The sequence below is a fragment of the Arthrobacter sp. PAMC25284 genome (assembly GCF_019443425.1).
In the GTDB taxonomy this organism is placed as follows: domain Bacteria; phylum Actinomycetota; class Actinomycetes; order Actinomycetales; family Micrococcaceae; genus Arthrobacter; species Arthrobacter oryzae_A.
In genome coordinates this window covers 1,043,079-1,066,951 of record NZ_CP080382.1, presented here as the reverse complement: position 1 = coordinate 1,066,951, position 23,873 = coordinate 1,043,079, and the positions used below count along the sequence as shown (strand labels likewise).

Sequence of the window (23,873 nt, the reverse complement as noted above, 5' to 3'; positions counted from 1 at the left end):
ATAACGGGAAACAACAGCTCCGCCCCGGCCGAACCTGCCGGGGCGGAGCTGTTTGCGGTGGAGGGCCAGTGCCGCCCTAAACGACTCCGAGGGTCACAACCGAGCCCTCCGGGACTGCCTTATCCACAGGGTCCTGGAAGCGGACGGTGCCGAAGAAGCCGCCCGCAATGTTCTCCACTTTGACATCGAATCCAAGCTTTCGCAGCTCCCGTTCCGCCTCTTTGGCCTGCTTGCCAACGAAACTGGGGACCTCCACTAGCTTTGGGCCCTTGGAGATGGTCAGGGTCACGGCCCCGCCGCGGGTCAGGTTGCCGGTGGCGGGGTCTTGCGCGATGACGGCACCCTGGGGGACTTTCCGGTCATGGACGGTCTCAGCGGCAACAACAGGCTTCAGACCCGCGGCTTCCAGGGCCTTGACGGCGGCGGACTGCTCCTGGCCCCGGACGTCCGGGACGGGGATGGGCTGCGGGCCCTTCGAGACGGTGAGGCTCACCGGTGTCCCGCGCCGGACCTCAGTGCCGCTGGCCGGATCCTGAGCCATGACGGTGCCCGCTGGAACCGCTTCGTCATAGGTTTCGGCAATTGGTCCCAGCGCCATTTCGGCACCGTTGAGTTCAGTCTTGGCGTCCTCAAGCGGCTTGGCTCCCAGATCAGGAAGCGGGAACAACTGCGGCCCCTTGGATACGGCGAGCGAGATGGGCTGGAATTTACGGATGACCTCGCCTGCCGCGGGATCGGACCCAACGACAAGACCGGGTGAGACGTCGTCGTCAAAAACGTCCTTTGTGGTCGATTGGAAGCCGCCGGTGCGTAGTATGTCCTGGGCTTCTGCCACAGTCCGGTTGGCCAGTGGCGGAATGGTCCCGGGGGAGCCAGGACCGAGGCCGAAGAACCAGCCGGCGCCTGCGGCCAACAACGCCGCAATCACGAGCAGGAGAATCCACAGCAGCCCGCGGCGGCGTGGGTTTCCTTCGCGCAGGCTCCGCGTGGGGGTGGCCGCGGCGCGTTGGCGTGCCTTCTCCGCGTCGCGGTCCACCTTTCGCTGGGCCCGCTTGCTGAGGTCCGCCGGGGGGCCCTCGGTACCGTCTTCCCCGGCTGCGCCGAAGGGTGTCCCGTCCGGAGCGGAGAGCTGGCCGTACGCTGGCCGCTGCTGCGCCGTGGACATCACAGTGGTCGGATTGCTCCGGCCGGAACGAAGCACCTCAGTGGGATGAGCCAGGGCGCCGAGCATCTCCGTGTGGGCCTGTGGCGGATTGGTCGGCCGCGGGGCACGGCTGATCTGCGACGTGGACGCAGTAACCGGGCCTTGGCGGCCAGCGCCCTGCCCGGGGGCGGAGGCCAGGCCAGGCAGGGAGCCGACGGCGGCCGGTGGCTGGAGGTCAAGCTCGGCATCGCTGAGGTTAGTCCGGATGTGGCGCAGTTCGTGCAGCAGGGCGCTTCCGTCCACGGGACGCCGGTCCGGGTCTTTGGAGGTACACCACTGCACGAGTTCGTCCACCTCGGAGGCCAGCCCGGGAACGAGGATCGACGGCGCGGGAACTGTGGAATTTACATGCTGGTAGGCGACCCGGATCGGGGTCTCGCCGTCAAAGGGCTGCTGGCCGGTGATCATTTCGTAGAGCATGATCCCGACCGAGTAGATGTCGCTCCGGGCATCGGCCAGGTTCCCCACCACGAGTTCCGGACAAAGGTAGGCGACGGTACCGATCAGGGACCCAGTGCTTGTGGACGTCGAGACGGCGCGGGCCAGACCAAAGTCGCCCAGTTTGATACGGCCGTCATCGGCAATGAGGACGTTCTCCGGCTTGATGTCCCGGTGGATGAGGCCGGCGCTGTGCGCGGCCCCCAGACCCTCGACAACGGGGTCGATCAGGGCCAGGGCCAGCCTGGTCGAGAGGGCGCCCCGTTCGTCGATAACGTCCCGCAGCGTATGGCCCTTGATGTACTCCATCACGAGATAGGCAACGCGGCCGTCCTCGCCCTGATCAAGAACCCCGACGACATGCGGGTGGGACAGCCTGGCCGCTGCCTTTGCTTCGCGTCCGAGCCGGTCAAGGAATTGCGGATCGTCGGCCAGATGGGGGTGCAGCACCTTGAGCGCCACGTCGCGTTCCAAACGCATGTCCGTGGCGAGATAGACGGTCGACATACCACCCCGGGCCAGCTTGGACTGAATCCGGTAGCGGCCATCTACGAGCGTGTCAACGAGGGGGTCCGAAGCGTATTCCTGCACCCTAATATCGTAGTCGCTACAGAAAATCGGGCCCGGATCGACATGCGATCCGGGCCCGGAGTGTGAATTTCGCCGTCAGCGGGGCGGCGCCGCCGTCGTCCGAAGCTTCAACTTAGCTGAAGGTCGCCCGGTGCGCGTTGATCGCTGCCACGTAGCTCTTGGTGTCCTCGTACATGCCGATGGTGTTGACCGAATACTGGCCCTGGTAATAGCCGGCAATGGCATAGTCGAGGTTTTTGCTTGTACGCACCAGTTGGCGGATGATCGCAACGCCCGCCGTGACGTTGTCGTACGGGTCCAGCAGGTTCAGCTGGCGGCCCACGAGGTCTGAGGCCCAGGTACCCGAGGACGGGATGACCTGCATCGTGCCGATTGCGTTTGCCGGTGAGACAGCGCGCTGGTCGAAACCGGATTCCTGGAAGGCAAAGGCCAAAGCCAGTGAAGGGTCGACTCCCATCCGGCGGGCTGTATCTGCAACGATTGCCTTCATCTGCTCGCGGCTTGGCACGGGCGCCGCATTGAGCAGCGCCTTGTTGAGGTTGGCCGAGCTGACAACCGCCGCCGGGTAGTTGTAGCCAAGGAATGAGCTGGGTACGAGCGGCTTTTCCACCGGGGTGGGAGTGCTGGAGGACGGCGTGATCGTGCCGCCGGGAATGACGAGCTTCTGACCCGGGTAGATGATGGTGCTCATGGTCAGGCGGTTGGCCGCAAGGACGTCCGAGAGCTTAACGCCATTCCTGGCCGCGATACCGGAGAGGGTGTCGCCGGATTTGATGGTGTACGAGCCCTTACCTGCCGGACCCGGTGCTGCCGGGGTTGCCGGAGTCTTCGCGGGGGGCCTGTGCCGCCGGCGGCTGCACCGGAGCAGGCGCTGCGGGTGCGTCCGCGACGCTGCCGACCTTGACCTTCTGGCCGGGGTAGATGATGGAGCTCATCCCGAGTCCGTTCCAGCTGAAGACCTCGGCGAGCTTAACGCCGTGCTGTGCCGCGATAGCGCTCAGGGTGTCACCCGGTTTCACTGTGTGAACCTTGGCGGTGGCGGTGGGCTTAGCCGCGGGAGCCGGGGCAGCGGGGGCAGCCGGCGCCGTGGCCGAGTCGGAGAGCTTGATCTGCTGGCCCGGGAAGATGATGGTGCTGGCCGTCAGCCTGTTCAGCTTCAGGACGGCGTAAGTGTCCAGGCCGTAGCGGGCAGCGACTGCGCTGATGGTGTCACCGCGGGCGATGGTGTAAACCGCGGGAACCGGCTGCTGTGCGGCACGGAATGCGGCGGGAATCGACGCGGAGACGGAGCCGGCGGGGACGAAGGCGGTAGCCAGCGAGGACGACGTCGCGGTCTGGGTCTGAGCCCGCACCGCTGCCTCCAGCGATCCCGGGACCGCCCGGGCGCGTGATTCGGCTGTCGCCGGCTGCGCCATCGCCAGGGATGACAAAACAACAGCAGGAAGAGCCGCCGTGGTCGCCGCGAGCATCGGAAGGCTGGCCCTGGTACGGGGCTTAGGCGAACGTGACGTCATGAAAGATCCTCTTCTCAGCGGCAACGCTGCAAATTCGGGCGTGTGTGACTATATAAATTCGGGCGTGTGTGACTATTGGGACCAGTGTTACAAAAGTTAGTGCTGTTGCAGTTTGGTCTAGGTGAATGTCTCACGAATTTCGAGTTAGTACAAGAACTGTTCTACCGCGTCGCTTCATTCAGGCGCGGCCATCGGCTGCACAGCACAGCCTGAATCGTGGCCGCCGCGTGGTTACGGTACTTACGCCGACTAGGCGCCGGGCGGCATAACGTGGCAATCTTTATGCGTGAGTAATGTAGAAAGCCTTGTGGGCGAATGGCTGCCCCTGCCCGATGTTGCACAGCTTCTCGGCGTGTCAATAACCAAGGTGCATGCGCTCCTGGACGAACGCGCTTTGTCGGCGTTGCGCGTTGGCGAGCGTCGTATCAGGTCAGTACCGGCGGCGTTCATCCAGGACGGCCATGCCGTGGAGAGCCTGAAGGGGACCATCATCGTCCTTGCGGACGCAGGGTACTCGGATGAGGAACTGATTGATTGGCTGTTTACTCCCGACGAGTCGCTCCGTGGACGCCCGATCGATGCCCTGCGCGAAGGCCGGAAGACGGAGATCCGCCGCCGGGCACAGTCCCTGGCCTGGTAGCACCGGTCCAGCGGGTCAAGCCCATGCAGCGACGAAGGCTGCCAAAAAAATCAGGCCGGGCGCAACAGCGCCCGGCCTGATTATTTTTCGGGATTAGGACGCCCGGCTGACGGTGGCCTCGGCCAGCCTGCGTAGGGCCGTCTTGGGCAGCTCCTCAAGCGGCAGTGCGTCGAGGGCCTCGAAGGCCGCCTGCCCGAACTCCTGAATCAGGAGTTCCGTCGCCTGCAGCGCGCCGCAGTCGATAATAATTCGCCGGATTTCAGCTACGTCCGCGTCGTTAAGGTAGGGATTTCCCAGCTTGGCATCGATGAAGGCTGACTCCTCCGGCAGCGCCTGATCCAGGGCAAACGCCACCAGCACGGTCCGCTTTCCCTCGCGCAGATCGTCCCCGGCAGGCTTTCCGGTCGTGACCGGATCGCCGAAGACGCCTAGGACGTCGTCCCGCAACTGGAAGGCCTCGCCGAGCGGCAAGGCAAAGGCGGAATAGCCATGCAGCAGCTCATCCGATGCACCGGCGAGGGCGCCGCCGAGGGCCAGGGGGTGCTCGGTGGAGTATTTGGCCGATTTGAAGCGGATGATGGACTGTGCCCTGCTGACGGCCCCCGCGCGGTCGCGGCGCGGCCCGGCAACCTCTTCGAGAATGTCCAGATACTGGCCGGCCATTACCTCGGCGCGCATGAGGTTGAAAATCAACCGGGCCCGGCTCCCGGAGGCAGCCCGGTCGCCGATTTCCGTGAATGACTCCTCGCTGAAGGAAAGGCAGAGATCACCGGTCAGGATTGCTGCTGCGTGGCCGAACCGTTCGCTGTCCAGCGCCCAGCCCTGTGCCTCGTGCAGTTCGATAAAACGGCGGTGAACACTGGGGCCGCCCCGGCGCATGTCGGAACGATCAATAATGTCGTCGTGGATCAGGGCCGCGGCCTGGAAAAGTTCCAGGGCCGAGCCCGCGGTGACCACTTCGCCGGCCCCGGCATCACCGCCGGCGCCGCGCCAGCCCCAGTAGCACATGAGTGCCCGGAGCCGCTTGCCGCCGGTGACGAGGTTCGAAATTGATCCCATGAGCGGATCGATGTCCTGGGAAATGGTCGACATCACGGACTGCCGGCTGGAGAGGAAGTCGGTCAGCTTGCCCGCGACGGCGGCTACATACGCCGTCTGCTCGTCGCGCCACTGTTCGGCGAGGCTCACTTGACGGACTCGGCAGCGACGTTCGCGCCAATCGTAAACGTCGCCGTGCCGGCAGACTCCAGAACGGAAATGTTGACCGTCTCGTTGTCGCCGCGCAGGAAGTCCTTGGACGGAACGGCGCCCACGCTGTCTCCGGGTACGGCCTTAAAGCCTTGCGCCTCCAGGGCCTGCGTGTAAAACGCCAGGACCTCGGGTGTGGGGGCACCGATGCTGCCGACGAGCGCCACCGTCGCCGGGACGGTGGTTTTGTCAAAGCTGCTCGAGACGACCTTGGCCCCCGGCATCAGCGGCAGCAAAGCCTCCGGGAACCCGGAAACCACAGCGCCGACCGTGGCGGATGTCCCCGGCTGGGCGGAAGGGCTTGGCGGGGCGGTTGTTGTGGACTGTGCCGTGGACAGTGCAGCGGCCGACGTTTCACCCGCAGCCCCTGAGCTGGCGGGTGTGCAAGCGGAAAGTGCCAGTATAATGCCAGCCGCCGATGCGGTCACCGCAATGCGCTTCCGCTCTCCAAAAACCTTCACAGAGACGTTCCTCCTGGTGTTGATGCCGGATTCAGCCTCCAGTTTAGTCAGTCCCGGGGCATAGGATTGTTGCTGTGCGGCCGGACGGAGAAAAACAGCAGGATGGACAAGCTGACGGGCAGCCGGACTGGCGGCCCGGCGCAGCGGAGTTACGCGAGCTTCGACGCACCAGCATCCTGCACGTCGATATGGATGCCTTCTTTGTATCCGTTGAGCTGCGAAGCCGTCCCGGGCTGCTCGGAAAGCCCGTGATAGTGGGCTACCCCGCGGACAGGTCCGTCGTGCTCTCGGCGTCCTATGAGGCCAGGGCGATGGGGGTCAAGTCGGCCATGCCGATGGTGGTGGCAGCCCGCATGTGCCCCGCGGCCGTCATCATCGAGCCACGGCACAAGCTCTATTACGAGGTGTCCGGCCAGATCATGGCAATCTTCAACTCCATCACGGACCTCGTGGAACCACTCAGCGTCGACGAGGCCTTCCTGGACGTCGGTGGTGCTGTCCGCCGGCTGGGACCGCCGCGGGAGATTGGTGAGCTGATCCGCGAACGTGTTCACCGCGAACTGGGAATCACAGCTTCCGTTGGGATCGCGGCCTCGAAGTTCGTGGCCAAGATCGCCTCCACCCGCTGCAAGCCCAACGGACTGCTGCTGATCGGCCCGGACGAAACCGTCCCTTACTTGCACAGCCTTCCTGTCAGCGCGCTTTGGGGGATCGGTGCGAAGACCGTCGAGGTGCTGGCCCGGGTGGGAATCAGGACCGTGGCCGATGTCGCAGCCTCGCCGCTGCCGTCGCTCCGCAAGCTGCTCGGCGCGACGGGCGAGCACGTCTACCGGCTGGCATGGGGGGTCGACCCCAGGCCCGTCAGCCCTGTCCGGCTGGAAAAGAGCATCGGCGCCGAGGAGACCTTTGCCGTGGACACCGCCGATGACGAACTCCTCCGGCGTGAACTGCTGCGCCTCTCGCACCGCACGGCCGAGCGACTGCGGACTGCGGGCATGCACGCCCGCACCGTCGCGCTCAAGCTCCGGTTCGCGGATTTCTCCACCATCACACGCAGCCGGACCGTGGGCACCCCGATCGACAGCGCACAGTTGCTGTATGCCGTCGCCCTCCAGCTCCTGGACTCCGTCGGCGACCGGCCGATGACGGTACGGCTCGTGGGAATCCGGGCCGAACAGCTGGAGGAAGCGGAAGACGCCCCGCTGCAGCTCAGCCTGGACCGACGGGACGACAACTGGCGCGCCGCCGAGCAGGCACTGGACTTGGTCAGCCGGAAATTTGGCTCGAAGTCCGTGTTGCCGGCCCGCCTGCTCGACCCGGGACGCAACTCCGGCTGAACTGCTCCGCCATGTCCGGGGGCGGTTCCGGACAGGCTTTTCAGGTTGAGGGAGGCATTCCCACCTGTGATGCAAGCGGCGGTGTCTTTCAGAACAGGGCGCAACAAACTATCCTTATTAATACGTAGGTTTAGAACGACAGGATGGACGTTCGGACTACGACTTGGCCAGCCTAAATACTGCGTCCGGGGACGGTGGAACTTATTTCGGCCAAAGATGGCGAATGGGAACCACCGGCGAACCCCGGACGTTAGGTGATTAGGACAATGGCCACGTCACGTTCGGGCGTCGGCCGACTTAAGGAGGTCGTGATGCCGCTCTCGGAGCACGAACAGAAGTTGCTGGAGCAACTTGAGAAGCAGCTGCATGAGGACGATCCCAAGTTCGCCAGCTCGATGGGTTCTGACCAGGGTCGATCCTGGTCCACCCGTCATCTGGTGATCGGAGTCCTCGGTACTCTCGCGGGTATCCTGCTCCTGTTGACCGGGGTGTGGCTCCAGAACATCTTCGTCGGGGTTCTTGGGTTCGTCGTGATGGGCGCCGGCGTGTACTTCGCCACCATGCGCAGCGGGGTCGCAGGGGGCGGGAAGTCCGGAGACGCCGCCGGGAAGCCCCGGAAGACAAGAAGTTCCTTTATGAGCAATCTGGAGGAACGCTGGGACGAACGCCATCGCGGAGAGTCCTGACCCGGCCTTAACGGGCCGGTTTTCCGCACCGTCAAAGACCTCCACTTCGCACCACCCGGTATGCCGGAAACTCTTCGAAAGGCCCGCTTCGGCGGGTCTTTTGTCGTTTAATCCCAACGAATACCACTCCGGCCCGGGAATGGCCTGGGAAAAGCCGTACAAAATAGTCATTCTGTGGCTCAAAAGGCGGGATATGGTCACCGGCGCGCTTTTACGGGTCCGGCTTGCATGAGAGCGCTGAAGACAGGGCTGTTGGAGATACAAATTCCCTCCACTGGGCCCCGTCGGCGCCAATCCGCACCATTACAGGCGTGCAGCGGGGGCAGAAACGCGAATTCAACAGAAATGCACCGGGCGTGTCGTTGACTGTGGAGGGATGTGGAGTAATGTGGAGGACGTAAGAGGGTAGTGGCAGCAGGGGGACGTTGAGCTTTCTCAACAAGACAGGTGGTGGGCCGTGTTTCTCGGCACACATTCGCCGCGTCTGGATGAGAAAGGTCGAATTATCCTCCCCGCGAAGTTCCGTGAGGAGCTTGCCAGCGGACTGGTTCTCACAAGGGGCCAGGAACGTTGCATCTACGTCTTCAGTGAGGCGGAATTCGGCCGTATTCACGAGCAGATGCGGGAGGCTCCAATTTCCTCCAAGCAGGCGCGTGACTATATCCGCGTCTTTCTCTCTGGAGCCTCGGACGAGGTACCTGACAAGCAGGGGCGCGTGACCATTCCGGCGGCGCTCCGGGAGTATGCCGGCCTCGGCCGGGAACTGGCCGTTATCGGAGCAGGGTCCCGCGCGGAGATTTGGGACGCGCGGGCTTGGAATGAATACCTGGCCGAAAAGGAAGATTCTTTTTCGGAAACAGACGACGCCATCCCGGGGATTCTTTAGAAACCCGGGCCACCATCGCCTGCGACGTTCTTTGATTGAGATCTCCAGCCGCCCAGCCGGCTGTTTTCCTGACTCACTTCCCCGGAGCCAGGCGGACGCCAGACTGGGGCGGATGGGGATCTGGATCAAGGACCGGCCCGATTAGGCAGTACGGACTTCACAAACCGCATCACGAAAGGACGAAGGCATGACGGACCCTCACCACGCAAAGCCAACGTCCGAACGCCATGTACCGGTTCTCAAGGACCGGTGCATCAATTTGTTGGCACCCGGTTTCGAGGCCGCAAGAAGCCGTGGAGAAACGCCGGTCGTTATCGACGCCACGCTCGGCATGGGCGGTCACTCGGAAGCCCTGCTGCAGCGCTTTCCCGACCTTCACCTCATCGGCATCGACAGGGACGAGGAAGCGCTTGCCCTGGCGGGGGAGCGGCTGAAGCCATTTGCGGAGCGCACGGACCTCATCCACGCGGTGTACGACGAAATCCCCGAGGTTCTCGCAGACCTGGGCTTCACCCAGGTTCATGGGGTCCTCATGGATCTGGGCGTCTCTTCGCTGCAGCTCGACGAACGTGAACGCGGCTTCGCATATTCCTTCGATGCGCCGCTGGACATGCGAATGGACACCAGCCGCGGCCAGACGGCGGCCGACGTCGTTAATAACTACAGCGAAGACGACCTGGTGCGGATCATCCGCAAATGGGGAGAGGAGAAGTTCGCCGGCAGGATCGCGAACAGGATCGTCGCGGCGCGCGCCGGGAAGCCCTTCGCTACCACCGGTGAACTGGTCGAACAGATCCGCTCGGTCGTCCCGGCCGGCGCCGCCAAGTCCGGCGGGCACCCCGCCAAGCGCACCTTCCAGGCACTCCGGATTGAAGTCAACGAGGAACTGGACGTGCTCGAGCGCGCCGTACCGGCGGCTATTGAGGCGGTCGCCCTGGGTGGCCGCGTGGTTGTTATGTCCTACCACTCGCTCGAAGACAAAATCGTCAAGGGCTTCTTCCAGGCCGGTTCGAAATCTTCCGCACCGCTGGGCTTCCCGGTGGAGTTGGAAGAGCATAAAGCCGAATTGAAGACCCTGACAAAGGGCACCGAGGTGCCAACCCCGGTGGAAATCGCCGAAAACCCCCGCGCTGCCTCCGCCAGGCTCCGCGCCGTCGAACGTATCAAGGCCAGGAGAGCCGCATGAGCATCGCCGCCGTCAACAGTTACCCCGTTGCCACGGGCGCCACTGCCCGAGCTCTGCCCGGCATCAACCCCGGCACCGGTCCGGCCAAGCGGCCCCGCACACCGCTCTCCCTGGTCCGCTCCGTTCCCCGCAAGCGGCGCGCACCCTTCGTCGTGCTCTGCTTTGGGCTCCTCGCCGTGGCACTTATGGTCGTGCTCGTGCTCAACATCTCCGTCTCCGCAGCCCAGTACCAGCTGGTGCAGTTGCGCGGCCAGCAGACAGCCCTGACGAAGCAGAACCAGGACCTCACCCAACAGGTGCAGAACTTCGACGCCCCGCAGAACCTGGCCGCCAAAGCCGCCGAACTTGGCATGGTTGCCGCCGTCGGTATGGGCCAGATCGATCTCGCGACGCTGAGCGTCACCGGAAAGGCCAAACCCGCAGTCAAGGGCGAGGCTCCCGGAGCGGTCATCGCGGCCCCGGCAGTAGCCGGACAAATCACGGTTGTTCCCCCGCCCTCGGTCCGGGAACCGATCGCCAGCCGCATCCCGGCCGATCCCGCACCAGCTGCCGCAGCCGCGGCCCCCGCTGCCGCAGCCGCAGCCGCGGCAGCGACCCCGGCACCAGTCACTGACCTCCACGGCGGTTCGGTCCCGGCCCCCGCGCAGAGGACTCCCGGACAGTAACCGTCCACTGACCACCAGCAAGGCAAGCAGCAAGGAAACACAGTGGCGCAAAAAACCGGCAGGGCACGGACGCCGAAAGCGCCCGACGCGACACGACGGTTGCGGGTAGGCCTGGCCCTCATGCTGACCCTCCTGCTGGTTGTCGGCGGAAAACTGTTCCTCGTCCAGGGCCTGGACACCGGCGGCATGGCCGAAGCAGCACTCAACAACCGCCTCACGCCAATCGAATTGCCCGCCGAGCGCGGCAGCATCGTGGACTCAACCGGAACGATCCTGGCCAGTAGCGTCATCCGCTACAACGTCGTGGTGGACCAGACAGTCAACACCAAAACAGAGTCCTTCCGGCGGATCGAGCAAGTCGACGGCAAGGACACCCTCGTCACGGTCTCCCGCGACCAGGGGATCTCTGAGCTGGCAGCCGTGCTCGGCATGGACCGGGCCGACCTCGAGGATGCCCTGACGGGAACCCAGCGCTACTACATCGTCGCCAAGGACCTGCTGCCCGACGTCGAGGATCGTGTCTCCAAACTGCGGGTTCCCGGCATTGTTTCCGAGGGCATCAGCAAACGGGTTTACCCCAACGGTGCTGTCGCCGGCGGGATCGTCGGATTCCTGCACGACGGAACCACCGGGCAGGCCGGACTGGAGCAGACCCAGGATGACGTGCTCAAAGGGACCCCGGGCAAGCGGCTCTTTGAAATTGGTGCCGACGGACTCCGCATCCCCGTCGGCGTCGACCAGTTGACGCCCGCTGTGGACGGCAAGGACATCAGGCTCACGCTGAACTCGGATCTTCAGTACTTCGCACAGCAGGCGATCCAAACCCAAAAGGAAAAGCTCAGCGCTGAGTGGGGCGTGATCGTGGTGCTCGATATCAAGACCGGAAACATCGTCGCCATGGCGGACACCAACGCCCCGGATCCAAATGACCCGGGCAATGTGGCCGCCAAGGACCGTGGCGTCCGTGCGGTCACCGCATCGTATGAGCCGGGCTCGGTGCAAAAGATGATTACCGCGGCCGCCGTGATCGAAGAAGGCAAATCGAGTCCGCTTGACACGTTCACCATCCCGACGACTTACACCGTCGATGGTCAGACGTTCAGCGATGCCTTCGAGCACGGCACTGAGGAACGGACCCTGGCCGGAATCCTGGGCTGGTCGATGAACACCGGAACCGTCATGGTGGGCCAGCGGCTCAGCAAGGACCAACGCCACGACTGGCTGCGCAAGTTCGGGATCGGAGAGGCTCCCGACATCGGTCTGCCGGCCGAGTCCGCCGGGATTCTTGCGCCTGCCGATGAGTGGGACGGCCGCCAGCAATACACCGTGCTCTTCGGCCAGGGTGTCTCACAGTCAACGCTCCAGACCGTCCGTGCCTACCAAAGCATCGCCAATGACGGAGTGATGCTGCAGCCGAGGCTGATCGATGGTTACATCGACCCCGACGGAACCGAAGAAAAGGTGGCGCCCAAGGAACCGCGGCGGGTCGTTTCCCCGGAGACCGCCCGGCAGGTCCGTGACATCCTGGAGAGCGCCGTGACCGAAGGCCAGATCAAGGAAGCCGCGGTTGACGGCTACCGGGTTGGGGCGAAGACCGGAACGTCCCAGTCGCCCTGCGACGATGGCACCTCGGGCTTCTGCGGTTTCACGGCCTCGATGGTCGGGATGGCACCGATGGACGATCCTCGGTTTATTGTTGAAGTGGTCCTGCAGCGGCCCAAGGGCAGCATCTACGGAATCTCCAACGGACCGGTTTTCCGTTCGGTGATGGGCCAGACGCTCCGGATGTTCAACGTCCAGCCGTCCACGGGCGAACCCGCCAGGCTGCCGCAGTTCGCCGGGTAGCATTTGAAATGCAGCGCCGCCCGTCGGTGCTGTGATCCAGCGCCACACCCCAGTGCCCTGCGGGCCGAAGCATGCCCCCGCCCGCAGCGCGAGATCCGCTAGCCCCACAATGGAGAGTCCCTTTGTCAGACCTCAATGCCCCCGACGTGTCCGCGACGTCCGGCCAAGAGTCCGCCTCTGGCTTCCGGCCTGAAACGGTAGCCGCAGTGCGGCTGGATACCATCGGCGAGGCGATCGGCGTCGTCGTTCCCGGCGCTGCAGGCTCAACCCGGGTCACCGGGATTTCACTCAACTCCCGGGCGATCCTGCCGGGGGACCTGTACGTGGCACTGCCGGGCGCCGTCCGGCACGGTGCCGACTTCGTGGGCCAGGCCGTTGACGCGGGTGCCGTCGCCGTGTTGACGGACGACGCCGGCGCACGGCTGCTGGCGCTCTCCACCGACGTGCCGGTCCCGGTACTGATTGCCGACGAACCGCGCAGCCTGGTGGGCACGGTGGCCGCGCTCATCTACCGGAGCCAGTCCGGCGCGCCGGTGCTGTTCGGGGTCACCGGAACCAACGGCAAGACCACGACGACCTATTTCATCAACGCCCTGCTTGAAGCGCTCGGACAGCGAACCGGGCTGATTGGTACGATCGAGATTCTGGCCGGCGGGGCGCCGATCCCGAGCCTTCTCACGACCCCCGAATCCACGGATGTGCACGCGCTGCTGGGGCTGATGCGTGAACGCGGGCTCGACGCCGCCTCCATGGAAGTTTCCTCGCATGCTTTGTCTTTCCACCGCGTTGACGGGGTGCTGTTCGACGTAGCGGGCTTCACCAACCTCACCCAGGACCATCTGGACCTGCACGGGACGATGGAGGAGTATTTCCACACCAAGGCCGAGTTGTTCACTCCCGGGCGCGCCCGCGCCGCTGTTGTGACGGTCGACGACGACTGGGGAGCCGAGCTTGCGGCCTCATCAACAATCCCCGTGACGACCCTTACGGTTGCACCGGGGACCGCTGCGGCCGCTGTCGCGGGTGCGGACGGCGCGGACTGGCGCGTCCTCAATCCTGCAGCCCGGGGCCTCGGCACCGAATTCAGGCTTCGGCACCGTGACGGGACCGAACTTCGCGTCCACACGGGGCTGCCCGGAGGCTTCAACGTCGCCAACGCCGCACTGGCCACCGTTATGGTGCTCGCCGGCGGACACGATGCCGCCGCCGTGCAGGCCGCCCTGGACAGCGCCGACCCCTTCACCGTTGCGGTCCCCGGCCGGATGCAGCTCATCTCCACCGCCCCTGCAGCCGTGGTCGACTTCGCCCACAACCCGGACGCCCTCGCCCGGGCGCTCGAGGCCGTGCGGTCCCCGGAGCCCGGCTCCAGGGTGATCACGGTCTTCGGCGCCACAGGCCAGCGCGACCAAAGCAAGCGTCCCGCCATGGGAGCCATTGCGGCGAGGCTGGCCGACATCGTGATCGTCAGTGATGACGATCCGCATGACGAGGACGCGGCAGGCATCCGCAGGGATGTGCTGGCGGGGGCCCGCGGGGCAAACGACGCGGAAGACCTGGACTGCACTGTCCTGGAAGTCTTCCCGCGGGAGGCAGCCATCCGGAAAGCAGTGGAAATGGCAGGCCCGCAGGACACCATCCTCGTGGCCGGCCGCGGCCACGAAGTATGGCAGGAAGTCAAGGGTGTCAACCTTCCCTTGGATGACAGGGTCGAGCTCCGGAACGCATTGACAGCACACGGATTCACCGTTCTCACAGACCAGCGGATAGAGTCCTAAACCGAGATGATTGCACTTACAGCGGCGGAAATCGCCGACATAACCGATGGCAGGCTCGCAGCGGAACCCGGGATCACCCCTGGTTCCGTCGTGACCGACTCCCGCGAGGCAACGGCGGGTTCCCTTTACGTGGCAAAACCGGGGGAGAAGGCCGACGGCCACGACTTCGTCGCGGCCGCATTCGACCGCGGCGCCGTCCTGGCCCTCGTGGAACGCGAGGTCGCCGGCACCGCCGGAGTGAACTATCCCGCCGTTATCGTCAAGGACTCGGTCCTGGCCATGGGAGCGCTGGCGGCGGAATCCGTCCGGCGGATCCGGGCCCGCCGTGCCGCTGACGGTGCGGCACTGACCGTCATCGGAATCACCGGCTCGGCTGGAAAGACCACAACAAAGGACCTGCTGGCCGGCATTCTCTCTGCCCGGACGGACGCCGATGGCGCTACCGACGGCACAACGGTTGCCCCGCAGGGCTCCTACAATGGCGAAATCGGCGTCCCACTGACCGTGTTCAAGGCCGGCTATGACACCCGCTACCTCGTGATTGAGATGGGCGCCACCGGGATCGGCCATATCCGCTACCTCGCAGATATGGTCCGTCCGGATATTGGCGTGGTCCTCTTCGTCGGCTCAGCCCACGCCGGCGAATTCGGCGGGATCGACAATATCGCCGCTGCCAAGGGCGAACTCGTCGAGGCGCTCCAGAGCGGCGGCACCGCCGTGTTGAACCTCGACGACGCCAGGGTCGCGGCCATGGCCCCCCGGACTGCGGCACAGATCCTCGGGTACACCGCCCAGCCGGTTAGCGGCGTCCAACCGGCCCGGGTCCAAGCCGGGAATGTCGAACTGACCGCCGCCGGACACCCCGAATTCGACCTCATTCTGCCGGGAGAAACCACCGGCCGCCACATCGTGAGCGGGCTGATCGGTGTGCACCACACCGGCAATCTCCTGGCTGCTGCAGCGGCGGCCCACGCGGCCGGCATCCCCGGCGCACAGATCGCCGACTCGCTCAACGCGCAGACCGCCGCAAGCCGGTGGCGAATGGAGCGCACCGAGCGGGCCGACGGGGTCACCGTCATTAACGACGCCTACAACGCCAACCCAGAATCCATGCGGGCAGCCCTGCGCACCCTCGCCGACCTCGGACGCGGACGCCGCACGTGGGCGGTCCTGGGCGCCATGCTGGAACTTGGCCCGGACTCCATTGCCGAGCACACCGCCGTCGGAACCCAAGTGGTACGGCTTAACATCTCCCGCCTGCTCGTTGTCGGGCGGGAGGCACGCTCGCTGTACGTTTCCGCCGTCCAGGAAGGATCGTGGGGGGACGAATGCGCCTTCGCCGAGACTGCCGAGGAGGCCTATGGGTTCCTCCAGGCCGAACTCCGGCCGGGCGATCTGGTCCTCTTTAAGTCTTCCAATGGCATCGGGCTGCGACATCTGGGTGATCGGATAGCATTACCCCCACACATCCCCCCAACGAATGCCGAAACCGCCACTGAAGGGAGTGCGCCGCTGTGATTGCACTGCTGATGGGCGCAGGCATGGCCCTGCTCTTCGCCTTTGTGGGCACCCCGCTGTTCATCCGGCTCCTGGTCCGGAAGAGCTACGGGCAATTCATCCGGGACGACGGCCCGACGTCGCATCACACCAAGCGCGGCACCCCCACCATGGGCGGCACCGTTGTGGTTCTGGCGGTCCTCGCCAGCTACGGACTCACGCATCTGATCATGTGGCTGATGAACCCGAAGTCTCCGGGACCGACAGTGTCGGCGATGCTGTTGCTCTTCCTGATGGTCGGCATGGGCCTGGTCGGGTTCCTTGACGACTTCATCAAGATTTCCAAGCAGCGCAGCCTCGGACTCGACGCCAAGGCCAAACTCATCCTGCAGGCTGCCGTCGGCATTATCTTCGCCGTCCTGGCCCTGAATTTCCCCAACGCCGACGGTGTGACCCCCGCGTCAACCCAAATATCCCTGGTCCGCGACATACCGTGGCTGGACCTGGCCTTCGGCGGCACCGTGGTCGGCGCCATCCTCTTCGTCCTGTGGTCCAACCTGATTGTCACCGCGGCCACCAACGGGGTCAACCTCACCGACGGTCTCGACGGTCTAGCCGCCGGGGCATCGGTGATGGTCTTCGGCGCCTACACGGTTATGGGCATCTGGCAGAACAACCAGGCCTGCGGTTCGCCCCGCCAGACCGGCGGCTGCTATGTGGTCCGCGACCCCCTGGACCTGGCCCTGCTGGCCGCGATCCTGAGCGCCGCGCTGGTTGGCTTCCTCTGGTGGAACACCTCACCGGCCAAGATCTTTATGGGGGATACCGGCTCACTGGCCATCGGCGGTGCCGTCGCCGGGTTCGCCATCCTCTCCCGGACCGAACTACTGCTGGCCTTCATCGGCGGGTTGTTTGTCCTCATCACCCTGTCCGTCATCATCCAGGTGGGCTACTTCAAGATCACAAAGGGCAAGCGGTTCTTCAAGATGGCGCCGCTGCAGCACCATTTCGAGCTCAAGGGCTGGGCCGAAGTCACCGTTGTTGTGCGGTTCTGGATCCTGGGCGGACTGTCCGTCGCTGCGGGCCTTGGAATTTTCTACGCAGAATGGGTGGTCCTCCTGTGACCGGAACGATCCCCGAGCCGCTGACAACCTCTCCCCGGCTCCACGACCTGCAGACCTGGGACGCGGACTGGGCCGGGCTGCGCGTGGTCGTGACCGGCATCGGTGTTTCCGGCTTCGCCGCCGCAGACACCCTCATCGAACTCGGCGCGAGGGTGGTGGTGGTGGACGCCGCCACCAGCCCGAAGGCGCAGGCACAGGCTGACACGCTAAGGATTGTCGGTGCGGCCGATGTCCTGCTGGGCGGAAATGCTGTGGAGACGATCCCCAAGGTCGACGGACAGAAGCCGGACCTGATCGTCACTTCGCCGGGCTGGAGGCCGGACCAGTCGCTGTTGGCTGCCGCCGTCCGGGCGCATATCCCGGTGTGGGGCGACGTCGAACTCGCCTGGCGGGTGCGCGAACGGAAAGGCCGGAAGACGGCTGACTGGCTCACCATCACAGGCACCAACGGCAAGACCACCACAGTGGGCATGACCGAATCGATGCTGCAGGCCGCCGGGCTCAAAGCCATCGCCGTCGGCAATGTGGGGACCCCGATCCTGGATGCCCTGCGCGACCCGGTTGACTACGACGTCCTGGCCGTGGAGCTCTCGAGCTTCCAGCTGCACTGGAGCCATTCCGTCTCGCCCGTCGCCAGCGTGTGCCTCAATGTCGCCGAAGACCATGTGGACTGGCACGGCTCGTATGCCTCCTACCTGGCAGACAAGGCCAAGGTGTACGCCAACACCCGGACGGCCTGCATCTTCAACGCGGAGCAAATCGAAACCGAACGCATGGTCGAGGACGCCGACGTTGTCGAGGGCTGCCGGGCCGTCGGATTTACCACACTGACTCCTGCCGTCAGCATGCTCGGCGTCGTCGAAGGCCTCCTCGTGGACCGCGCGTTTATCCCCGAGCGCAAGGACAGCGCCGCCGAACTGGCAGCCATGTCCGACTTTGGGGCCGGCGCGCCACGGCACACTGTTGCCAACGCCCTCGCCGCCGCAGGCCTGGTCCGCGCGTACGGCGTCCCGCCGTCCGCCGTTCGTTTGGGCCTGCAGAACTACCTGCCTGGAGACCACCGCATCCAGCCCGTCGCCCGTCGCAACGGTGTCCTCTGGGTCAACGACTCCAAAGCGACCAATCCACACGCCGCCGCCGCGTCGTTGTCCGCCTTCCACAACGTCGTCTGGATCGCCGGCGGGCTGTCCAAGGGAGTGAACTACGACGAACTGGTCCGGGAACACACGGACCGGCTCAAGGCCGTTGTCCTGATCGGTGCGGACTCCAGTGGCCTTCGGGCAGCGCTGCAGCGACACGCACCGGATGTCCCGGTAATCGGTTCGGCAACGGGCGACACTGGGACGGTGCAGACTGCCGGAACGGCCGACGCCGACGCAGCGCCATCGCCGGTTTCCGGCGGGGCTGTGATGGCCCAGGCCGTCGCCGCGGCGGCGCAGCTGGCCGTTTCCGGGGACACGGTGCTGCTGGCCCCGGCGGCTGCTTCCATGGACCAGTTCTCTTCCTACGCTCATCGTGGTGATGCCTTCATCGAAGCCGTCCGCGGGCTCGAGGAAGGGCAGGCTCAGACCAGCGAGGAGTAACAGTGGTCAGCACGCCCACACGCACGACGACGGCCAGGTCCGGCACCGCCGGAGCGGGCCGGGGCAATCCCGCGGGCAAGCCGGGTGCAGCCCGTGATAACCGGCCGGCAGCAGTTGTGCGCCGCTCGTACCGCTCGTTTTGGGCGGCGCTGGAGGGAACAGGGAAGTCCAGCAACGGCTCGACCTATTATCTGATCCTCGGTTCCACCCTGGCCCTGACGGCGATCGGCATCATGATGGTGCTGTCGGCATCCAGCGTGGAAGCCATCGCCGCCGGCGAGTCGCCCTACTCGGCCGCCCTGAAACAGGGCATGTTCGCCTGCATCGGGCTGGTCGCCATGATGGTGCTGACCCGGGTCAACGTAGTGTGGCTCAAACGGTTTGCCTGGCCGGCCTACGGAGCGGCGGTCATCCTGTTGATGCTCGTGCTCCTGGTCGGGCGCAGCGCGCTCGGAAACCAGAACTGGATCGACATCGGGCCGTTCACTTTTCAGCCGTCCGAGGCCTCCAAACTGGCCCTGGCACTGTGGATGGCCACGGTGCTGCACCGCAAGTCCAATCTTCTGGGCCAGTCCAAGCACGCACTGATCCCGGTTGCTCCGGGGGCCGTCGTGATCATCGGACTTATCCTGGCCGGTAACGACCTCGGCACCGCGATGATCGTGATGATCATCACCGCTGCGGCGCTGTTCTTCGCCGGGGTCCGGCTGTATGTGTTCCTGATTTCCGGCGTGGGGCTGGCCATTTGCGCCGGCATCCTCGCGATCACTAGTCCCAACCGTGTCTGCCGCATCCTGTCGTGGACGGGACAGACCTGTGCCGACGGCTCGGATGTGAACTACCAATCCACCAACGGCCTGTACGGCCTTGCTTCCGGCGGCTGGTTCGGCGTCGGACTCGGCCAGAGCCGGCAGAAGTACAGTTGGATCCCGGAGGCGCACAACGACTTCATCTTCGCCATCATTGGCGAAGAACTCGGGCTCGTCGGCACCTTCGTCGTCCTGGTGCTCTTCGCTATCCTCGGCACGGCGATCTACCGCGTGGTTGTCGCCCAGAAAGACATGTTCCACCGGGTACTGGCCGGCACAATCATGGTCTGGCTGCTGGGTCAGGCCACGGTCAACATGGCTGTTGTCACCGGGCTGGCGCCCGTGGTCGGCATCCCGCTGCCGTTTATCTCCTACGGCGGCTCTGCGCTGCTGATGTCGCTGTGCGCGATCGGCGTCGTCTTATCCCTGGCGCGTGCACAGATGGCGCCCGGCATGCAGCACAGGCGCCTTTTCGGCATCAAGCTCCCACGGCGCTTCGCGGCGCGCAGCGGGCGCCCGAAGGCAGGCGCAGCGGTTCCGGCGGCTGCCACAAAGCAGCGGCCGCCCACGCCGCGTTCCGGCAAGACGGCAGCCACACAGTCGACGACAGCGCCGACGCCGGCCAGAGCGAGCAACTCCGCCCCGGCCCGCTCCCCGTCCGGTGCCCGTGTCTCCAAGAGCCCTGCATCGTCCAGTTCCGCACGAAAGCGTACCTAGCCCGTTATGAATACCGAGTCGCCGTTGTCCGTAGTCCTTGCCGGCGGAGGAACCGCCGGGCACATCAGCCCGTTGCTGGCCATCGCCGGCGCCCTCCGTCTGGCCCGTCCCGGAATCCGGCTGCTGGCCGTGGGGACCCCCGCCGGGATGGAGACCCGGCTCGTGCCGGCGGCCGGGCTGGAGCTCGCCACCATCAGCCGTGTCCCGTTTCCGCGCCGGCCGACCCTGGATCTGCTGCGGCTCCCTGGCCGGCTGGCCGGTGCCGTACGGCAGGCCGGTGCGGTCCTGGACAGTGCCGGGGCCAACGTGCTGGTTGGTGTCGGAGGATACGTGTGCACACCGATGTACCTCGCCGCCCGGCGCCGCAGGATCCCGATCGTGGTCCATGAGGCCAACACCCGGCCGGGGCTGGCTAACCGCGTCGGGGCCCTTCTGGGTGCCAGCGTGGCTGTCGCGTTCGCCGGGACGCGGCTGCGCGGAGCACGCCACGTCGGGATGCCGATGCGTCCTGAAATTTCAGGTCTGCAGCGCAGCGCGGCCCAGGCCGCGGCACGGACCGCCCTCGGACTTGACCCGCTGGGACCTGTCCTGATCGTCACGGGCGGTTCCTCGGGGGCCCAGAGCATCAACAAGACCCTCGCAGCGACCGTTGATGCCCTCACGGCCGCCGGCGTCCAGACCCTGCACATCACCGGCCGCGATAAGACCGTGCATGATCCCAGCGGCCAGCCGCTGGCCGCCCCGGGCTACCGGCAGGTTGAGTACGTGGACGGCATGGAGTCCGTCTATGCCGCCGCGGACCTGCTGGTCGCCCGTGCCGGCGCAGCGACGGTGTGCGAAGCAGCTGCCGTCGGAGTACCGGCCGTTTTCGTCCCCCTCCCGATCGGCAACGGCGAACAGGCCCTCAACGCCGCCGGGCTGGTCGAGGCCGGAGGCGCACTGATCGTGGACGACGGCGGCTTCACCCCTGAATGGGTCCGGGAGAACATCATTCCGCTGCTCCTGGACAGGGACCGGCTGGCCCGGATGGCTGCCAACGCCGAGGGGCTCGGAATCAGGAACGCGGACCAGCGGATGGCCGAACTGGTCCTTGACGTGGCTCAGCAGGAAGCGGTAAATCGATGACCACCAACAACAACGGCACCCGAACCCTTGAATCCCTCGGTCGTGTGCATTTCATTGGCATCGGCGGGGTGGGCATGTCCGCCGTCGCCCGCATCATGGTGGCGCGGGGTGTCCCTGTGAGCGGTTCGGACGCCAAAGACCTGCCGGTCATGGCGGATCTGGCGGCTGCGGGCGCCAGGATTGCCGTGGGCTACGACTCCGGAAACCTGGGGGATGCCCAGACGGTCGTGGCCGGCTCGGCAATCCGCACTGACAATCCGGAACTGGCGGCCGCCCGGGCCGCCGGACTGCCCGTGCTGCACCGCTCCGAGGGGCTGGCAGCGACCATGGCGGATGACACGGCGGTCACGGTCGCGGGGACGCACGGCAAGTCCACGACGACGTCGATGGTCACCGTATTGCTGCAGGGTGCCGGGCTGGACCCGTCCTTCGCAATCGGCGCCAACGTCCCGGCGCTCGGCGTCAACGCGGCAAACGGCACTTCCGGGATCTTTGTCGCCGAAGCGGATGAGTCGGATGGCTCCTTCCTGAACTACCGCCCGCAGATTGCCGTCGTGACGAACGTCGAACCGGACCACCTTGACTACTACGGCACCGCCGAGGCGGTCTACGCCTCCTTTGACCGCTTCACGGAGTTGCTGCCCGCCGACGGCGTACTTATTGCGTGCGCTGATGATGAGGGCGCCCGGGCACTGGCCGACCGGACGCTGGCGCGCGGCAACACGCGGGTGGTCCTCTACGGCACCTCCGGCGACGTCCAGGTCAGGCTCCAGGACGACGGACCCGGGAAAGTCTCGATTTCGACGCCGGCAGGCAAGTTCCCCGTTGACCTTCAGGTCCCGGGCCGGCACAACGCGCTCAACGCCGCCGCGGCCTTCGCAGTCGCACTCGAACTCGGCGTCCAGCCCGGCGCCGCGGCCGCTGCCCTGGCCGACTTCGGCGGGGCCTCCCGCCGCTTCGAGTTCAAAGGCAGCGGTCGTGGCGTCCGGGTGTACGACGACTACGCCCATCACCCCACCGAAGTCCGGGCCGCGCTGTCCGCGGCCCGGGCGGTCGCCGGCGGGCACCGGGTTCATGTACTTTTCCAGCCGCATCTGTTCTCCCGGACCCGTGAATTCGCCCGTGAATTCGCCGAGGCCCTGAATGCAGCCGACACGGCGCTGGTTCTGGATATCTATCCGGCCCGCGAGGACCCCATCCCCGGGGTCACCAGCGGGCTGATCGCCGAGCACCTCGGCAGCGGCGGCAGGCTTACCGGCCCCGACGCCGAAGCCATCCAGGCAGTCCTGGCCGTCGCGGCGCCGGGGGATATCGTACTGACCGCCGGCGCCGGTGACGTCACGGCGTACGGGCCCATGATTGTCCAGGCCCTGTCCAAGGAGACGTCCGGTGGCTAGCACGCGCCGCCCGACCTACAGGGCGGCCCAGAGGCCTGCCCCGCCCGCCGGCGGGGACGAGCCCGCGACGATCTCGGCGTCCAAGTCGGCGGCGGACCACCCGGTGGAACCTGGAGCCAGCCGTGATCCGGGCACGCCCGGCCGCAATAGCCGGTCGGGCACACGGCACGATCCCCTCCCGGACAGCGTCCGCAAGAGTGTCGGGGACAGCGTTGGGAAGACTCCGCCGGACATCGCCCGCGACAACGTGCTGTCGTTTCCGGAACCGAAGGCAAAACGCCGCAGACGCGTCGTCCTGTCCGTCGTCGGCGTCATCACGGTGCTGACGGCCTCGATCGTTGCCGCCGCCGTCTTTTCGCCGTGGCTCGCCCTGCGGACCATCTCTGTGGAGGGGAACAAACTGTTGGGCGCGGAACAGATCCAGACCGCGCTTGCGCCGCTGCAGGGCAAACCCTTGCCGCAAATCAGTGACGCCGATGTTGCTGCCCTGTTGAAGCCCCTCGTGGCCATCAAGGACGTCGATACGCAGGCTCGCCCGCCCTCGACGCTGCAGGTCCGCATTACCGAACGATCTCCGGTAGCACTGGTCAAACAGGGCGGGAATTACCAGCTGGTGGACGTCGAAGGCGTACAGCTCAGTACCACCGCCGACCCGGCCGCCGTCGCGTTGCCGGTGATCGACAGTGGCGGTGAAGCCGCAGGCGCTCCCATCGACAGCGAGCTCTTCAGCGCCATCACCGCGGTGCTGGGGGCGCTGCCGGCGGATGTGCTCGCGAAACTCTCGGATGCCTCGGCCGCGTCAGTTGACGCCGTCGAGCTTAAACTTGCTGACGGACAGAAAATCGTGTGGGGTAACGCGGGGGAGAAGGAACTCAAAGCCCGGGTCCTCGCAGCGCTCCTGACGGTGCCGGCTGATCCGAAGAACCCGGTCCAGGTTTACGATGTCAGTGTGCCACGGCGCCCCGTGACCCGGTAGCATCGGATCAGCCGAACCGCGGTCCGCCCCGGCGGACACCGCGGAACGAGCGTCTGCCGCCGGCCGGGCAGGATTCGGCGGGGAAAGCGGGGATTTCTCCGGTATTACCGCGACACGCGGCTCCGGTTATTGAATGTCCCCGCCAGACGAAATACCGTCAAGCACATGA

Annotated in this window: 18 protein-coding genes and 1 pseudogene; 15 read left to right on the top strand and 4 right to left on the bottom strand. The window is 65.7% G+C overall.

Annotated elements, in window-relative coordinates; translation table 11 throughout:
• Nucleotides 1-76 precede the first annotated feature (76 nt).
• On the bottom strand, nucleotides 77-2,233 hold the full coding sequence (pknB, locus tag KY499_RS05025) for a Stk1 family PASTA domain-containing Ser/Thr kinase (RefSeq protein ID WP_219886367.1): 2,157 nt from the start codon (nucleotides 2,231-2,233) through the stop codon (nucleotides 77-79).
• A gap of 112 nt (nucleotides 2,234-2,345) precedes the next feature.
• Nucleotides 2,346-3,702 (bottom strand): annotated as a pseudogene (locus KY499_RS05020) (LysM peptidoglycan-binding domain-containing protein).
• A gap of 331 nt (nucleotides 3,703-4,033) precedes the next feature.
• On the opposite strand from KY499_RS05020, the gene KY499_RS05015 reads away from it, so the two are divergent.
• The gene (locus tag KY499_RS05015; protein ID WP_219886366.1) at nucleotides 4,034-4,387 is read left to right on the top strand and encodes an Rv2175c family DNA-binding protein; all 354 of its coding nucleotides are present in this window, start codon (nucleotides 4,034-4,036) and stop codon (nucleotides 4,385-4,387) included.
• Between the two features lie 93 nt (nucleotides 4,388-4,480).
• Here KY499_RS05015 and KY499_RS05010 read toward each other — a convergent pair whose 3' ends face one another.
• Entirely contained in the window at nucleotides 4,481-5,575 is a 1,095-nt protein-coding gene (locus tag KY499_RS05010) for a polyprenyl synthetase family protein (RefSeq protein ID WP_123256320.1), read from the bottom strand.
• Nucleotides 5,572-5,895: a hypothetical protein gene (locus tag KY499_RS18530; protein WP_308813081.1), complete on the bottom strand. Its 324-nt coding sequence runs from the start codon at nucleotides 5,893-5,895 to the stop codon at nucleotides 5,572-5,574. Before KY499_RS18530 ends, KY499_RS05010 begins: the two co-directional genes overlap by 4 nt.
• Nucleotides 5,896-6,170: 275 nt before the next feature.
• On the opposite strand from KY499_RS18530, the gene dinB reads away from it, so the two are divergent.
• The 14 genes from dinB (at nucleotide 6,171) to KY499_RS04935 (ending at nucleotide 23,704) form a co-directional block, all read left to right on the top strand.
• A complete protein-coding gene (gene dinB / locus KY499_RS05000) occupies nucleotides 6,171-7,433 on the top strand; it encodes a DNA polymerase IV (protein ID WP_375141119.1) in 1,263 nt (420 codons plus the stop codon).
• Nucleotides 7,434-7,744: 311 nt separating this feature from the next.
• Complete coding sequence (locus KY499_RS04995) at nucleotides 7,745-8,119, top strand: DUF3040 domain-containing protein (protein WP_123256322.1); 375 nt, start codon at nucleotides 7,745-7,747, stop codon at nucleotides 8,117-8,119.
• Between the two features lie 457 nt (nucleotides 8,120-8,576).
• Entirely contained in the window at nucleotides 8,577-9,005 is a 429-nt protein-coding gene (gene mraZ / locus KY499_RS04990) for a division/cell wall cluster transcriptional repressor MraZ (protein ID WP_123256323.1), read from the top strand.
• 187 nt (nucleotides 9,006-9,192) lie between these two features.
• A complete protein-coding gene (rsmH, locus tag KY499_RS04985) occupies nucleotides 9,193-10,191 on the top strand; it encodes a 16S rRNA (cytosine(1402)-N(4))-methyltransferase RsmH (RefSeq protein ID WP_219886364.1) in 999 nt (332 codons plus the stop codon).
• Nucleotides 10,188-10,856 carry a hypothetical protein gene (locus KY499_RS04980; protein WP_219886362.1) on the top strand — a complete coding sequence of 223 codons (669 nt, stop codon included), beginning with the start codon at nucleotides 10,188-10,190 and terminating at the stop codon, nucleotides 10,854-10,856. The genes rsmH and KY499_RS04980 overlap by 4 nt, the downstream gene beginning before the upstream one ends.
• 42 nt (nucleotides 10,857-10,898) lie before the next feature.
• Nucleotides 10,899-12,701 carry a penicillin-binding protein 2 gene (locus tag KY499_RS04975; RefSeq protein WP_183164578.1) on the top strand — a complete coding sequence of 601 codons (1,803 nt, stop codon included), beginning with the start codon at nucleotides 10,899-10,901 and terminating at the stop codon, nucleotides 12,699-12,701.
• 122 nt (nucleotides 12,702-12,823) lie between these two features.
• A complete protein-coding gene (locus KY499_RS04970) occupies nucleotides 12,824-14,476 on the top strand; it encodes a UDP-N-acetylmuramoyl-L-alanyl-D-glutamate--2,6-diaminopimelate ligase (protein WP_258190969.1) in 1,653 nt (550 codons plus the stop codon).
• 6 nt (nucleotides 14,477-14,482) lie between these two features.
• Complete coding sequence (murF, locus tag KY499_RS04965; protein ID WP_123256327.1) at nucleotides 14,483-15,994, top strand: UDP-N-acetylmuramoyl-tripeptide--D-alanyl-D-alanine ligase; 1,512 nt, start codon at nucleotides 14,483-14,485, stop codon at nucleotides 15,992-15,994.
• A complete protein-coding gene (gene mraY, locus KY499_RS04960) occupies nucleotides 15,991-17,097 on the top strand; it encodes a phospho-N-acetylmuramoyl-pentapeptide-transferase (RefSeq protein ID WP_123256328.1) in 1,107 nt (368 codons plus the stop codon). Before murF ends, mraY begins: the two co-directional genes overlap by 4 nt.
• On the top strand, nucleotides 17,079-18,680 hold the full coding sequence (murD, locus tag KY499_RS04955) for a UDP-N-acetylmuramoyl-L-alanine--D-glutamate ligase (RefSeq protein WP_123256329.1): 1,602 nt from the start codon (nucleotides 17,079-17,081) through the stop codon (nucleotides 18,678-18,680). Before mraY ends, murD begins: the two co-directional genes overlap by 19 nt.
• Nucleotides 18,681-18,682: 2 nt before the next feature.
• A complete protein-coding gene (ftsW, locus tag KY499_RS04950; protein WP_219886360.1) occupies nucleotides 18,683-20,206 on the top strand; it encodes a putative lipid II flippase FtsW in 1,524 nt (507 codons plus the stop codon).
• A gap of 6 nt (nucleotides 20,207-20,212) precedes the next feature.
• Complete coding sequence (locus tag KY499_RS04945) at nucleotides 20,213-21,331, top strand: glycosyltransferase (RefSeq protein WP_123256331.1); 1,119 nt, start codon at nucleotides 20,213-20,215, stop codon at nucleotides 21,329-21,331.
• A complete protein-coding gene (gene murC, locus KY499_RS04940) occupies nucleotides 21,328-22,728 on the top strand; it encodes a UDP-N-acetylmuramate--L-alanine ligase (protein WP_219886358.1) in 1,401 nt (466 codons plus the stop codon). The genes KY499_RS04945 and murC overlap by 4 nt, the downstream gene beginning before the upstream one ends.
• Nucleotides 22,721-23,704 (top strand): cell division protein FtsQ/DivIB, encoded by a 984-nt coding sequence (locus KY499_RS04935; RefSeq protein WP_219886356.1) that lies wholly within the window; start codon nucleotides 22,721-22,723, stop codon nucleotides 23,702-23,704. The genes murC and KY499_RS04935 overlap by 8 nt, the downstream gene beginning before the upstream one ends.
• The last annotated feature ends 169 nt before the right edge of the window (nucleotides 23,705-23,873 follow it).

Coding starts and splice junctions, on each gene's coding strand:
- KY499_RS04980 (WP_219886362.1), top strand. CDS start 10,188: ATGAGCATCGCCGCCGTCAACAGTTACCCCGTTGCCACGGGCGCCACT.
- KY499_RS04945 (WP_123256331.1), top strand. CDS start 20,213: ATGAATACCGAGTCGCCGTTGTCCGTAGTCCTTGCCGGCGGAGGAACC.
- murD (WP_123256329.1), top strand. CDS start 17,079: ATGGGTGGTCCTCCTGTGACCGGAACGATCCCCGAGCCGCTGACAACC.
- murC (WP_219886358.1), top strand. CDS start 21,328: ATGACCACCAACAACAACGGCACCCGAACCCTTGAATCCCTCGGTCGT.
- murF (WP_123256327.1), top strand. CDS start 14,483: ATGATTGCACTTACAGCGGCGGAAATCGCCGACATAACCGATGGCAGG.
- rsmH (WP_219886364.1), top strand. CDS start 9,193: ATGACGGACCCTCACCACGCAAAGCCAACGTCCGAACGCCATGTACCG.
- KY499_RS04995 (WP_123256322.1), top strand. CDS start 7,745: ATGCCGCTCTCGGAGCACGAACAGAAGTTGCTGGAGCAACTTGAGAAG.